This window comes from Burkholderia humptydooensis (genome assembly GCF_001513745.1).
GTDB lineage: Bacteria > Pseudomonadota > Gammaproteobacteria > Burkholderiales > Burkholderiaceae > Burkholderia > Burkholderia humptydooensis.
Genome location: NZ_CP013382.1, coordinates 1502867 through 1515775 on the forward strand (window position 1 = coordinate 1502867; position 12909 = coordinate 1515775).

The window sequence follows — 12909 nt, forward strand, 5'->3', positions numbered from 1 at the left end:
GAGTCGCGCGGCGATGCGCAACGCCGCTACGCGACCTCGCGCAACGCCTTCCCCGCGCCGCCTTTCAGCCGGTTGAGTTCCTTCAGATCGTTTTCGAGCGCGGGCGCGAGCGTCGTGCGCAGATGATCGAGGAACGTGCGGATCTTCGCGTCGAGATAGCGGCGCGTCGCGTAGACCGCGTACACGCTCAGCGTGTCGAGCCGATAGTTCGGCAGCACGCGCACGAGCCGCCCTTCGCGGATGTCGTCGAGCGCCGTGTACAGCGCGATCGAGCCGATCCCGCGCCCGGCGCGCACCGCCACCGACAGCGCGTCCGGCACGTTCGCCTGGAACGGCGCGGGCGGCAGCGCATACACGGTCTCGTCGCCGTCGTCGCGCTCGAGCCGCCACTCGCCGCCCGGCGACGCCGGCGTGTCGAGCCGCAGGCACACGTGCTTCGCGAAGTCCTCGGGCGTCGTCGGCGTGCCGTGCCGGGCGAGATACTCGCGCGACGCGACGAGCACGCTGCAGCTCGTCCCGCAGGTCTGCGCGACGTAGCCCGAATCGGGCAGATGCGACGCCGACACGATCGACACGTCGTAGCCCTCCTCGACGAGATTCGGCATCCGCTGCGCGAGCGTGAGCTCGACCGACACGTCCGGATTGTCTTCCTGATAGCGGACGATCGACGACACCACGTGGCTCTGCCCGAGCCCCGTCATCGCATGGATGCGCAGCTTGCCGCTCGGCCGCAGCAGCGCGTTGCGCGCCTCGGCGTTCGCATGGTCGATCTCGGCGAGGATCGACTTCGCGCGTTCGAAGTAGCGCTGGCCGCTTTCGGTCAACCCGAGGTGACGGGTCGTGCGGTGCAAGAGGCGCGTTTGCACGTGCGCTTCGAGATTCGAAACGGCGCGCGACACCTGGGCCGTGGTCGCGTCGATTTCCTTCGCGACCGCGGTGAAACTGCCGGCTTCGACGACGCGCACGAACAGGCGCATGTTATCGAGCATGTCCATGAGATGGGCTTCGGGAATGAATGGGAAACGATGGCCGGCGGGATGCGGCGCTCGCCGCGATGCGCGGCCGGGGACGGCTGATCGACCGGATGCGCGGGCCATGAGACAGGCTGGGGGCGGGCATCGCGGGCGGCAAATTATGTGATTCGTCGAGATCAGATCGGGCGAATTGTACGCCGATGCGCGCCGGCGCGCGCGCTCGCGCCGATTTTCCGCATCCCGAAACGCCGACAGCCGACCGCGCAATCGGCAAGGTCGGCAATTTATATCACAATGACATATAATTTTAGGCCCGTCGCGCGACCGATCGGCGCACCCTTCCATTTACGTTACGGCAGTCCGACCTTGTCTTCGTCCCCCGCGTTTCGTCATCGCCTCGTTCATTGGCTCCTGCGCTTCGTCCCGATCCCGGTCACGCTCGGCCGGCGCGAGCGGCTGCGCTCGTGCGCGGGCGCGCTCGTCGGCATCGGCTGCGTCGGCGTGACGATGCGCGTGCTGCCGGGCATTCCGGGCGACGTGCCGCTTCTCGTCGCGCCGATGGGCGCCTCCGCCGTGCTGCTGTTCGCGGTGCCCGCGAGCCCGCTCGCGCAGCCGTCGTCGCTGATCGGCGGCAACCTCGTCGCGGCGGCGGTCGGCGTCGCGTGCGCGCAGTGGATCGCCGATCCCGTGCTCGCCGCGTCGCTCGCGATCGCCTGCGCGATCGGCGCGATGTTCGCGCTGCGCTGCGTGCATCCGCCGTCGGGCGCGGTCGCGCTGACGGCGGTCGTCGGCGGCCCGGCCGTGCACGCGCTCGGCTTTCGCTTCATCGTCGAGCCGATCGCGCTGCAATCGGCGGCGCTCCTCGGCGCGGCGCTCGCCTATCACGCGCTCACCGGCCACCGCTATCCGCACGGCGGCGCGCGGCCGCAGCCCGAATCGAACGCGCACGCCGCGGCCACGCCGCCGCACGCGCGCTTCCTGCGCGCCGATCTCGAGGCGGCGCTGAAGAGCCGCAGCGAATGGCTCGACGTCGCGCCGGAAGACCTCGAATCGCTGCTGCGCGAAACCGAGCTGCGCGCGTACGCGCGCACGTTCGACGAGCTGACGTGCGCGGACATCATGTCGCGCCACCCGATCAGCATCACGCCCGACACGCCGCTGCCCGCCGCGATGACGCTGCTCGACCGGCACCGGATCAAGGCGCTGCCCGTCGTCGACGCTCACGCCCGCGTCGTGGGCATCGTCACGCGCGCGGACTTGTCGAAGGCCGCGCCTTACGCGACGCCCGGCTTCCTGCGCAACCTGTCCGCGCGGCTGCCGCGCTCGCTCGTCGGCCCGCCGTTCGTCGCGCGCGCGGTGATGAGCGCGCGCGTGCACACGGCGCGCACGGCAACGCCGATCGCCGAGCTCGTGCCGCTCTTCGCCGATCACGGCCATCACCACATTCCGGTGGTCGACGCGGACCACAAGCTCGCCGGCATCGTCACGCAGGCGGACCTGATCGCCGGGCTCTACCGGCAATCGCAGGTGCGGCTCGCCGCGTGACCGGCGGCGAAGCGACGAAGCAACGAACGGACGACCCAGCGAGGAGGGACTCGGCACCATGAATCCGGGCATGCCCAATGCCGCCAAAATACATCACAATATGATATATTTTCGCCTTTTTTCGATCACGTTGGAACGTCGATGATGAAACCGGCACGCGAGCTGCGCAAGACAGATTTCGAACAGCTTTCCGAATTCCGCTATCAGATGCGGCGCTTCGAGCGCTTCTCCGAGCGGGCCGCGCAAAGCGAGGGCATCACACCGCTGCAATACCTGCTGCTGCTGCACATCAAGGGCTATCCGGCGCGCGACTGGGCGACGGTGGGCGAGCTCGCCGAGCGGCTGCAGGCGCAGCATCACGGCGTCGTCGCGCTGGTGACACGCTGCGAGGCGCTCGGCCTCGTGCGGCGCAGGCCGAGCGACACCGATCGCCGGCAAGTCGAAGTGCATCTGGAGGCGGCCGGCGAGCGCGTGCTCGCGCGGCTCGCCGAGCTGCACCGCGCCGAGCTGAAATCGCTGCGAGGCGCGTTCCAGGTGCCGCAGATCGATTACTGAACCGATAAGACCACGAACGTTTCCCCCCGACATCATGAGCATCGCCGCCCCACACAAACGCGATTTCGCGTCGAACGCGCGACTGCCGCGCATCGCGCTCCTCGCGCTCGCGATCGGCGTGCTCAGCACGTTCGCCGCGTTCGCGCTGCTGAGCCTCATCCACCTGTTCACGAACCTGTTCTTCTTCCAGCAATTCTCGTTCGCCGACCGCTCGCCTGCGCTGAACACGCTCGGGCCGTGGGCGGCCGCGGTGCCCGTCGCGGGCGGCATCGCCGTCGGGCTGATCGCGCGCTTCGGCTCGGAGAAGATCCGCGGCCACGGGATTCCCGAAGCGATCGAGGCGATCCTGTTCGGCAAGAGCGGATGTCGCCGAAGGTCGCGGTGCTCAAGCCGCTCGCGTCGGGCATCGCGATCGGCAGCGGCGGGCCGTTCGGCGCCGAAGGCCCGATCATCATGACGGGCGGCGCAATCGGCTCGCTGATCGCGCAGTTCGTGAAGGTGACGGCGGCCGAGCGCAAGACGCTGCTCGTCGCGGGCGCGACGGCCGGGATGACCGCCGTGTTCGGCACGCCGGTGGCCGCCGTGCTGCTCGCCGTCGAGCTGCTGCTGTTCGAATGGCGGCCGCGCAGCTTCCTGCCGGTCGCACTCGCGTGCGCGGTCGCGGGCTTCGCGCGCGCCGCGTTCTTCGGCGTCGGCCCGCTGTTTCCGGTCGAGACGGCGGCGCCGACGGCCGCCGCACTCGGCTCGTGCGCGCTGGCGGGATTCCTGTCGGGCGCGCTCGCGTGCGGGCTGTCGGTCGCGCTCTACAAGACCGAGGACTGGTTCGGCAAGCTGCCCGTCCATTGGATGTGGTGGCCCGCGATCGGCGGCCTCGCGGTCGGGATTGGCGGGCTGATCGAGCCGCGCGCGCTCGGCGTCGGCTACGACGTGATCGGCGATCTGCTGCACGGGCACATCGTGCTGCAGATCGCGCTCGCGATTCTCGTCGTCAAGGCGGTGATCTGGGTGATCGCGCTCGGCTCGGGCACCTCGGGCGGCGTGCTCGCGCCGCTGCTGATGCTGGGCGCGGGGCTCGGCACGCTGCTCGGGCCCGCGCTGCCGGGCGGCGAGCCGGCGCTGTGGCCGCTCGTCTGCATGGCGGCGACGCTCGGCGCGACACTCGGCGCACCGCTCACCGCGGTCGTGTTCGCGTTCGGCCTCACGCACGACACGAACGCGCTGCTGCCGCTCCTCGCCGCGACGCTCGTCGCGCACGGCTTCGCGACCGTCGTGATGAAGCGCTCGATCATGACCGAGAAGATCGCGCGGCGCGGCTATCACATCTATCGCGAATACGGCGTCGATCCGCTCGAGCGCCATTACGTCGACGAAGTGATGACGCGCGGCGCCGTGACGATCGACGCGGACCTGAGCGCCGACATCGTGCGCGCGCGGTACTTCGGCGCGACGCAGGCGCACCGCGCGTATCCGGTCGTGCGCGACGGCGTGCTGATCGGCATGCTCGATCGCGCGACGCTCGATCGCGGCGCCGACGCGCGCGAAGGCGGCACGGACGACAGCGACAGGCAGGCAGGCGATGCGCGAGCGGCGCAGACGCAGGCGGTCAACGCGCAGGCGGCCGACCCGCGGGTAATCGACATGCTGCCGCGCCGCGCCCCGCTCTTTTCGCTCACCGACGAAACGTGCCGCCTCGTCGCGACGCGGCTCGCCGTGCATCAGCTCGAACGCCTGCCGGTCGTCGCCGATCCGGACACGATGCAGCTCGTCGGCATCGTGTCGCGCAGCGATCTCGTGAAGCCGGCGCTGCGCCATTTCGACGACGAGCACAAGCGCGAACGCTTCCGCCGTGCGCATCCCGCCGCGTTCGTCAAGCGCCGCTTCGCGCCGGCGCGCAAGGCGGGTTGAGCGGCGCGCGGCCGGATTCGGGAGCCGCGCAACACGATCGTCCGCCATGACGGCCGCGCCCAAGGACCGTATGGTAAGCTTTCACGACAGGCCGAAAGCCGGCCTGCCGGTCGCCGCGCGGCCCGGCGACGCTTCGCGGGCCGCGCAGGAATCGGCAACCGAGTCGTGCCCTTCATTCCCATGCAAGCATCCGATCCCGCCTCCGGCTACCTGAGCGACGTGACGTTCCCGGACCGCTTCCATCGCGAACTGTCCCCCGCGTGGCTCAACTACGCGAGCGTGCTGGGCGGCGCCCGCCCGAAGGAACTCGGCCGGCCGTTCCGCTACCTCGACCTCGGCTGCGGCTTCGCGCATTCGACCGTGATCAATGCAGCGGCGTTTCCGCACGCCGAGTTTCACGCCTGCGACTTCAATCCCGCCCATATCGAAGCCGCCGCGCGGCGCGCGAACCGGCTCGGCATCGGCAACGTCGCGTTCCACGAGGCGAGCTTCGACGCGCTGCTCGAACAGGATCTGCCGCCGTTCGACTTCATCGTGATGCACGGCATCTACAGTTGGGTCGACGCCGACGTCCGCCGCGTGATCCGGCAGTTGCTCTCGCGCCGGCTCGCCGACGGCGGGCTCGTCTATCTCAGCTATAACTGCCAGCCGGGCTGGTCGGCCGAGGCGCCGCTGCGCAAGCTGATGCTCGAGCTCGCGCAGGCGGCCGACGGCGGCATCGAAGCGCGCACGGGCAGCGCGATCGCCTGCATGCAAAAGCTCGGCAGCCCGAGCTTTCGCTACTTCCGCGACAATCCGGCCGCCACCGACGCGCTGGCCGCGCTCGCGAACGATCCGCTCGACTACCTCGCGCACGAATTCCTGAACGGGACGTGGAAGATCCATTACTCGGTGGACGTCGTCGACGAAATGGCCGAAGCGGGCCTCGCTTACACGGGCAGCGCGACGCTCGCGGACAATCATCCGATGCTGCTGATCGACCGTCAGGCGGCCGACGCGATCGCGGCGCTGCCGAACGCGCGGCTGCGCCATCTGGCGGAGGACTTCGCCGTCAATCGCCGCTTTCGCCGCGACGTGTTCGTGCGCGGCGCGCGCGCGAGCGCGGCGCCCGCCGACGCGCTCCGCCATCTCGACGAGATCGCGATCGGCTGCACGACCGAGGTCGACCGGATCGACGCGCGCGTGACGATTCCGCGCGGCGCGATCAGTTTTCAGCCGGACTTCATCGCCGATCTGCGCGCGCTGATGGGCCAGGGCGCGATGCGCATCGGCGAGATCGTCACCCGTCTCGGCGGGGAGCGCCGCAACCCGCGGGAGATCCGGCAGAACCTGCTGTTCCTCGTCGCGAGCGGCGCGTTGACGCCGTTCGCGCAGCCGGGCGGCCATACGGAAACGGGCGCGCGGCGGGCGGCGAGCCCGGCCGCCGCGGCGGCGCTCGCGAGCAGCGTCGACGACGCGGCGCCCGCCTACGTGCCGTGCGAGCCGCTCGGCAACGGCATCGCGGTGAGCCCCGACGAGGCGGCGCAGGCGCTGCGCTGGATCGCCGGCGACGCGACGCCGCGCCCCGACCGGCTCGCGCGCATCGGCGTGCTGCGCGGCGCGTGAGGCGCGCGAGCCGGTTCGGGCCGCCGCCTCATCGAATCCGCAAGGCCGGCGCGGCGGCGCCACACGAACTGCGAGTCGCGCCGCCGTTCATCGCGCCGTCCCGGTTGTAATTGGCGACGCGCGCGCGCGGCCGGTTCACCGGCATGTGCGCGTCACATGTGCTTGAACAGCCCCGCATACGCGCGGCTCACGGGCAGCACGTCCCGGTGGCCGCGCAGATGGATGCGCAGGCGCCCGAGCAGATCGCGCTCGATCCGGTCGACCGCCGCATACGCCACGATCACGCCGCGATGCACCTGCGCGAATCGATCCTGGTCGAGCCGTTGCAGCAGTTCCTTCAGCGGCGTGCGGATCACGTGCCGCTCGCCCGCCGTCACGACCTCCGTGTATTTGTCGAGTGCCTGAAAATACAGCACGTCGTCGACGGGCACGAGCCGCGTCGTGTCTTTCAGCCCCACCGTCAGCCAGCGGATCGGCGTCGGCTCCTTCGGCAGCCTCGCGTCCGACAGCGCTTGCGCGCCCGGCGCCGCGAAGCCGCCGCGCTGCAGCTTCGCGATGCAGCGCAGAAGGCGCTCGTCGGTCACGGGCTTGAGCAGGTAGTCGATGGCCGAGCGGTCGAACGCCTCGACGGCGTACTCGTCGTACGCCGTCACGAACACCACGTGCACGTCGGGCACGAGGCTCGCGAGCTTGAGGCCGTCGATGCCGGGCATCCGGATGTCGAGAAACGCGATGTCGGGGCGCGCGGCATTCAGTGCGGCCAGCGTGTCGACGCCGTTGCGCGGCGTCGCGACGATCTCGAGCTCGGGCCACAGCTCGGCGAGACGCTCGGCGAGCTCGGCGGAAAGGTTCGGTTCGTCATCGGCAATGAGCGCGGTCGGCATGTCAATCAATCGGGATTTGCAAGGTCGCGGTCACGCCCCGCGTGGCGCCGGCCGTCGCGCCGACCGACACGCGGCCGCGCTCGCCGTGGAGGCTCTTGATGCGTGCGACGACGTTGGCCAGCCCGACGCCGCCATGCAGCCTGGTTTCGCCGTTGCCGAGGCCAACGCCCGTGTCGATCACGCTCAGCTCGAGCATCCTGCCGTTGCGCCGGCCGCTCACGCGGATCTCGCCGCCGTCGATCGACGGCTCGATCCCGTGCAGCAGCGCATTCTCGACGAGCGGCTGCAACAGCAGCGGCGAAAACGCGAGCTCCCGCAACGGCGCCGGCACGTCGATCGCATAGCGCAGCCGCTCGCCCAGCCGGATCGACGCGATCTGCAGCAGCGCCTCGACGAGTTCGAGCTCCTCGCCGAGCGTCGACGTCGCCTTGCGGGTGCGGCCGAGGCTCGCGCGCAGATACCGGTTCAGGCTGTCGAGCATCGTCGACGCGCGCGCCGGATCGCGTTCAATCAGGCTCTGCACGTTTGCGAGCGTGTTGAACAGGAAATGCGGCTCGATCTGCGCCTGCAGCAGCGCGAGGCGCGCGGCCGTCTCCGCCTGGCGCGCCTCGGCCGCCTCGCGGCGCTGCGTCTCGAGCGACGCGCGCATCCGCGCCGCCTGCATGAACAATGAAAGGAACGCGCAGGCGATGCCGGCGACCGCGAACGACGATCCGTACGCGAACCATTCGCGAACGCTCGCGCGCCCGATCAGATGCGGCACGTGCCCGATCGTCGACGCCGTGATCTCGAAGCCGGCGAGCACGCTGACGGGCGCGATGATCAGCACCTTCGGCAGCACCGCGAGCTTGCCGCGCGTCAGCTTGTCGGCGCACCGGCTGAGCAGCAGCGCGGACAGGCCGATGCCGTTCGCGAGCACGAGATAGGGCAGCACCGCGTCGTCGCGGCGGTTCGCCCACGAGCTCAGGCCGACGATGCAGTTGAACAGCACGAGTCCGGCCAGCCCCAGCATCCTGCGCATGGGCCGCGCGGCGCCGGAGTCGGCCGTCCGCGCGGAAAAGAAGGAATGGAGCCGGCTTTGCATGGTGTCGAACGGAGCGTGAGCATGAACGCGAACGGGCGCGATACTGCAACCATAACGTGCAACCATAACGCAGGCGCGCATCGGCGGCGGCGCGTGCGACGAACGGCGCAGGCGCGCGACGAGGCGCCGCGGCATCCGACGCGCCGCAACGCCACGGTGACGATTGTAGTGGAACGCCGCGCCGGTTCGATGCGTGGAATGCAGCGGGCCGCCCGCGCCGTCGACCGTTCGTCGTTTCCCGTTCTCCGTTCCCTGCGCGGCGTCGAACGGCATCGAACGACATTGCCGATCGGCAGGCGCGGATTATTGCGACGCAGCATGCATCGAAACGCAACGGAACGCGCGCCGGCGCCCGTGCGTGCGCCGCTTCCGCCCGCCGATTCGCGGGCAACCTGCCCGCGTCGCCCGGATCGGGCCGCCCATTTGCCCACGATTCGCCAACAATTCGCCAACGATTCCCCAACCTTTCGCCATCGCTCGTCGCAACATTCATCGCACATCGACGCCGTTCGTCGCCCGGAACGCGCCGTTCGTCGCAAACCGCCGCGCACGTGTCCGATCGCGTCTATCGTGACCGACAGACAAGCCCGATGAAGGCCATTCGATCATGTACCCAACGTTCCATCTCCCGAGCTACGTCTACGTGCTGTTTTGCGCGCTCGTCTACATCGGCGTGAAACGCTGCTTTCCGCGCCAGGTGACGCCGACGCGGCCGCTGCTGTCGCCGATCGTGTTCGCGATGCTCGGCATCACGAGCCTCAACGCGCTGTTTCCGCACGCCGGCATCGGCGCCGACGCCGTCGCGCTCGCGAGCCTCGCGGCCGGCGCGGTGCTCGGCTGGCTCCATGCGCGCCGCTGGCGGCTGCAATTCAACGTCGCGCAATCGCGCCTCGTCGTTCGCCTGCCCGGCGACGCGAGCCTGCTCGCGACGCTGATGCTCACGTTCGCCGCCGAGACGTACATGCATTACGCGATCGCCGCCGCGAAGCCGTGGGCCGCGACGAGCACGTTCGTCCTGCTGTCGTTCGCGGTGTGGGGCCTGCTCGTCGGCATGCCGCTCGGCCGCGCGATCAACGTGGCCGCACGCTGCGTCCGGTACGCGAACGGGCCGCGCGACAAGGACGGCGCATACACGTTCGACTCGAACTGATGGTCGAATCGATGCGTGACGCATGACGCGATGGCTGCGCGCCGCGCGCGCTCGCGCGCCCCGCCCCCGCCGCCCGACCCCGCAACCGCCGTCGGCGGAGCTCAGAAGAAGAACGTCACGACGCCCTGCACGATCTCGCTTTGCGCCTGCGCGCCGTACACGCTGCGCGACGCGCCGTGATTGCCCTGCCACTGCACGGCGACGTCGGTGCGCGGCCAGCGGTAACGCGCCTCCAGCCACGTGAAGTAGCTGTGATCGTCGATATCGTAGCGGCCCATCGCCTTCAGATCGAGATGCCGGACGAACGCATCCGGCATCGACGCATAGACGAACAGCGACTGCCGCGTCATCAATTCCTGCGCGACGCTCGCGCTCGCGCGATACCCCCAGTAGCGCGCCGAATCGTTTTGCAGCGCAAGCCACGCGCCGCGGCTCGCGCTCGCGCCGTCGTAATCGTATTCGAGCGTCAGCGACAGCTTGTTCGCGAACGTATGCGTGAGCCCCGTCGCGAGCTTCGACGTCAGCCGCTCCGGCGCCTGCGCGGTGTCGGCGATCGCGTTGCCGCGCCCGATCGCATATTCGACGAAGCCAACCGTCGCGTCGTCGATCAGCGCGGTCGCGTTCACGCCGAGTTGCGGCGAGATCCGCTCGCCGCCGTACAGCAGCCATTGCGGCGCGAATTCGCCGACGAGCCGCTGCGACACGCTCAGCATGTAGCGCGTCCGCCGGTTCGTCTCGCCGAAATCGGGATTGAAGGTCGCGGCGCTCGGCCGCGTGTCGATGCGCGGCGAAACGAGCGCCGTCACCGAGCCGCCGTCCCACAGAATCTGCCCGCGCGCCATCACGCTGCCGAGCCGGTTCTCGCGCAGGCTCTCCGGGTCGATCGACACGACCGAGCGCAGCGCGCCCGCCCTGAAGAAATCGGTCGGATTGAACCCGGAGGCGACGCCCTCGCGCAGATTGATGCGCCCGACATCGACGATCGCATTCGGGCTCGCGCGCCAGCTCACGTAGGCCTGCTGCAGCGTATCGACCGCGTTGGTCTGCGCGACGCCCGCGCGCCACCCCGCGTCGAGGCGGTTCGACACGATCACCCGCCACGCGCCGAACGTGCCGTCGTAGGCGAGCGTGCTCGACATGCGCAGGTTGTCGTCGAGCGTCACGGGCCCCGTCTGGCTCGCGGCCGTGTAGTTCGCCGCGGCCGCTTCAAACGTGCCGCGCCAGTTGCTGCGGGCGACGGGCGCGGCGGCCGCGGCATCGGCTCCGTCTGGCCGGGCGGCGTCCAGTGCAGTTGCGCGCGATTGATCAGGAAGCTCGCACCGAACACGAGCAGCGTGCCCAGCGCCGCGCCGCAGACGCCGAGCAGGAAGTCCTCGCAGACGAACATGCGCCGGATGCCCGCGCCGCGCACGCCGATCGCGCGCAGCGTGCCGATTTCGTGGGTGCGCTCCATCACCGCCATGTTCATCGTGTTGCCGACCGTAAACATCACGATCGTCGCGATCAGCACCGCGATGAAACCGAAAATGGCGCCGAACATGCCTCGCCCGGCGAGCCGACCGCCGCCGCCATCGCTCAATCAGGCAGCGATGCGTGCTGCGGCACGGCATACGCCGCATCCGGAATCCGCTCGAGCCTCGACACCGCGGACAGTACGATCACGGCCGCCTGAATCGCGAAGCCCGCGACCGACGCCCAGATGCACGCGTCGATCCCGAACCGGCCCGCGACGACGGCGCCCGCGAGCGCGCCGAGCGGACGCGCGCCATAGGTCGCGGCGCTGTTGATCGCGGACACGCGACCGAGCATCGTCGACGGCGTGATCGCCTGACGCAGCGTCGTCGACGCGACCGTCCACACGATCGGCCCGACGCCGAGCAGGAAAAAGCCCGACGCCGCGAGCCAGAACGACGGCACGAAAATCGACATGACCATGACGAGCGACGCGGCGAGGCCGCAGACGGGCCCGATCGTGAGGACGACGCCGAACTTGAGGCGCCGCGCGATCGCCGGCGCCATCGACGCGCCGCCCATCATGCCGATGCCGTACGCGGCGAACGTCACGCCGATCCGCGGCGCGCCCAGCATCAGATGCTGAACCGCATACGGCACATATACCGCCTGCAACGTGAAAAAGCCGATGTTGAAGAAGACTGCGGTGACGATCATCGGCCGCAAATGACGATCGCGATAGACGAACCGCGCGCCGTCACGCAGCTCGGCGGCGAAGCGCTTGCGCGGCGCGGCCGGCGAGCGCGCGTCCGGCAATCGGGCCAGCAGCAGCATCGCATAGGCGGACAGCATCGCCGCCACGCCATAGGCCCATTTCGCGCCGGTCCAGCCGACCAGCGCGCCGCCGATCGCGGGGCCGGCCGAGTACGCGGCGCTGCGCGCGAGCTCGATGACGCCGTTCGCTCGCGCCAGTTCCGCGCGGCCGACGAGCGCGGGAACCAGCGCCGGCGCGGCCACGCCATACGCGACGGTCCCGCACGCGCCGACGAAGCCGAGCATCGCGAGCGACGGCAGCGTCAGCGCATGCGCGGCGAGCAGCGCCAGCGCGACGGCCAGCGCGAGCGCGCGCAGGCCCTCGGCCGCCGCCATGATCCTTTTGCGCGAATGCCGATCCGCCCACACGCCGAGCGGAATCGAAAGGAGCAGAAACGGCAGCGTCTGCGCCGTCTGCAGCAAGGCGGTGCCGCTTGCGCTCGCGCCAAGCGTCAGCACGGCGACGAGCGGCGTCACCGCGAGGCCGATCTGCTCGGCCGACTGCGCGGCGCAGTTCGACAGCGCGAGGCGCCGGAATGGAATGGAAAGGCGGGGCATCGTTGCACCTCGTTCGGAGTCGGTCGACAAGAGATGCCCTGCACGTTACGCAAGCTCGCCGCGCCACGCGCTCCATTTATTGCGGACCAATCCGCGGGCCAATCTACGAACCCGTCCGGCTCGCGGCGATACGTGCAAGCCGAAGCATGAGCCCCGGGAGTAAAAACTTCGTCGGTTCAATGAGGTCCGCATGTCCCCGCCAAACCGGGACCGCGCGTCAAACAATCCATGACATTCGCGGCCCGCCGATTTGAACGTGCTTAACAGTCATTGCGTGCGGTCTTTGCCATCATGAACTCAACGAATACGAACGCGACGGGGCCACCGTTAGCATGCACCCTGCGCCAGCGGCCGAAGAGCCGCGCGGCGTAGGCTGACGGTTTC

The 12909-nt window shown here is 69.8% G+C and carries 11 protein-coding genes and 2 pseudogenes; 7 read left to right on the forward strand and 6 right to left on the reverse strand.

The genetic code is table 11. The features are described from left to right. Window positions 1-26: 26 nt before the first annotated feature. Window positions 27-995: a LysR family transcriptional regulator gene (locus AQ610_RS25695; RefSeq protein WP_009914917.1), complete on the reverse strand. Its 969-nt coding sequence runs from the start codon at window positions 993-995 to the stop codon at window positions 27-29. A 20-nt stretch (window positions 996-1015) separates the two neighbouring features. Here AQ610_RS25695 and AQ610_RS38235 point away from each other — a divergent pair. From AQ610_RS38235 to AQ610_RS25720, 5 genes and pseudogenes are all read left to right on the forward strand, one after another. Then, a pseudogene (locus AQ610_RS38235) lies at window positions 1016-1279 on the forward strand (hypothetical protein). Window positions 1280-1340: 61 nt separating this feature from the next. Further along, window positions 1341-2519, forward strand: coding sequence for an HPP family protein (locus AQ610_RS25705; RefSeq protein WP_006027329.1), 1179 nt, complete (start codon window positions 1341-1343; stop codon window positions 2517-2519). Between the two features lie 141 nt (window positions 2520-2660). Further along, complete coding sequence (locus AQ610_RS25710; RefSeq protein WP_006027330.1) at window positions 2661-3074, forward strand: MarR family winged helix-turn-helix transcriptional regulator; 414 nt, start codon at window positions 2661-2663, stop codon at window positions 3072-3074. Window positions 3075-3108: 34 nt separating this feature from the next. After that, window positions 3109-4979 (forward strand): annotated as a pseudogene (locus AQ610_RS25715) (chloride channel protein). A 180-nt stretch (window positions 4980-5159) separates the two neighbouring features. Next, on the forward strand, window positions 5160-6584 hold the full coding sequence (locus tag AQ610_RS25720) for a class I SAM-dependent methyltransferase (protein WP_231749072.1): 1425 nt from the start codon (window positions 5160-5162) through the stop codon (window positions 6582-6584). Between the two features lie 152 nt (window positions 6585-6736). On the opposite strand, the gene AQ610_RS25725 is transcribed toward AQ610_RS25720, so the two are convergent. After that, entirely contained in the window at window positions 6737-7468 is a 732-nt protein-coding gene (locus AQ610_RS25725; RefSeq protein WP_006027334.1) for a LytR/AlgR family response regulator transcription factor, read from the reverse strand. A gap of 1 nt (window position 7469) precedes the next feature. Then, entirely contained in the window at window positions 7470-8489 is a 1020-nt protein-coding gene (locus AQ610_RS25730) for a sensor histidine kinase (RefSeq protein WP_043282860.1), read from the reverse strand. A gap of 84 nt (window positions 8490-8573) precedes the next feature. Here AQ610_RS25730 and AQ610_RS36995 point away from each other — a divergent pair, with 84 nt between their 5' ends. After that, window positions 8574-9146 (forward strand): hypothetical protein, encoded by a 573-nt coding sequence (locus tag AQ610_RS36995; protein WP_162486728.1) that lies wholly within the window; start codon window positions 8574-8576, stop codon window positions 9144-9146. Between the two features lie 13 nt (window positions 9147-9159). Continuing rightward, window positions 9160-9702, forward strand: a complete 543-nt coding sequence (locus tag AQ610_RS25735; protein ID WP_006027336.1) for a DUF6622 family protein — start codon at window positions 9160-9162, stop codon at window positions 9700-9702. Between the two features lie 101 nt (window positions 9703-9803). Here AQ610_RS25735 and AQ610_RS25740 read toward each other — a convergent pair whose 3' ends face one another. The 3 genes from AQ610_RS25740 to AQ610_RS25750 are packed head-to-tail and all read right to left on the reverse strand — an operon-like array spanning window position 9804 to window position 12525. Continuing rightward, window positions 9804-10865 carry a hypothetical protein gene (locus AQ610_RS25740; protein ID WP_006027337.1) on the reverse strand — a complete coding sequence of 354 codons (1062 nt, stop codon included), beginning with the start codon at window positions 10863-10865 and terminating at the stop codon, window positions 9804-9806. Then, on the reverse strand, window positions 10862-11242 hold the full coding sequence (locus AQ610_RS25745; protein WP_006027338.1) for an ABC transporter permease: 381 nt from the start codon (window positions 11240-11242) through the stop codon (window positions 10862-10864). The genes AQ610_RS25740 and AQ610_RS25745 overlap by 4 nt, the downstream gene beginning before the upstream one ends. A 35-nt stretch (window positions 11243-11277) precedes the next feature. Then, window positions 11278-12525, reverse strand: a complete 1248-nt coding sequence (locus AQ610_RS25750; RefSeq protein WP_006027339.1) for an MFS transporter — start codon at window positions 12523-12525, stop codon at window positions 11278-11280. Window positions 12526-12909 lie beyond the last annotated feature (384 nt).

Excerpts from the sequence above, each read along its gene's own strand:
- AQ610_RS25745 (WP_006027338.1), bottom strand. The coding sequence starts at position 11,242 with ATGTTCGGCGCCATTTTCGGTTTCATCGCGGTGCTGATCGCGACGATC.
- AQ610_RS25720 (WP_231749072.1), top strand. The coding sequence starts at position 5,160 with ATGCAAGCATCCGATCCCGCCTCCGGCTACCTGAGCGACGTGACGTTC.
- AQ610_RS36995 (WP_162486728.1), top strand. The coding sequence starts at position 8,574 with ATGAACGCGAACGGGCGCGATACTGCAACCATAACGTGCAACCATAAC.
- AQ610_RS25695 (WP_009914917.1), bottom strand. The coding sequence starts at position 995 with ATGGACATGCTCGATAACATGCGCCTGTTCGTGCGCGTCGTCGAAGCC.
- AQ610_RS25730 (WP_043282860.1), bottom strand. The coding sequence starts at position 8,489 with ATGCGCAGGATGCTGGGGCTGGCCGGACTCGTGCTGTTCAACTGCATC.
- AQ610_RS25725 (WP_006027334.1), bottom strand. The coding sequence starts at position 7,468 with ATGCCGACCGCGCTCATTGCCGATGACGAACCGAACCTTTCCGCCGAG.
- AQ610_RS25735 (WP_006027336.1), top strand. The coding sequence starts at position 9,160 with ATGTACCCAACGTTCCATCTCCCGAGCTACGTCTACGTGCTGTTTTGC.
- AQ610_RS25710 (WP_006027330.1), top strand. The coding sequence starts at position 2,661 with ATGATGAAACCGGCACGCGAGCTGCGCAAGACAGATTTCGAACAGCTT.
- AQ610_RS25750 (WP_006027339.1), bottom strand. The coding sequence starts at position 12,525 with ATGCCCCGCCTTTCCATTCCATTCCGGCGCCTCGCGCTGTCGAACTGC.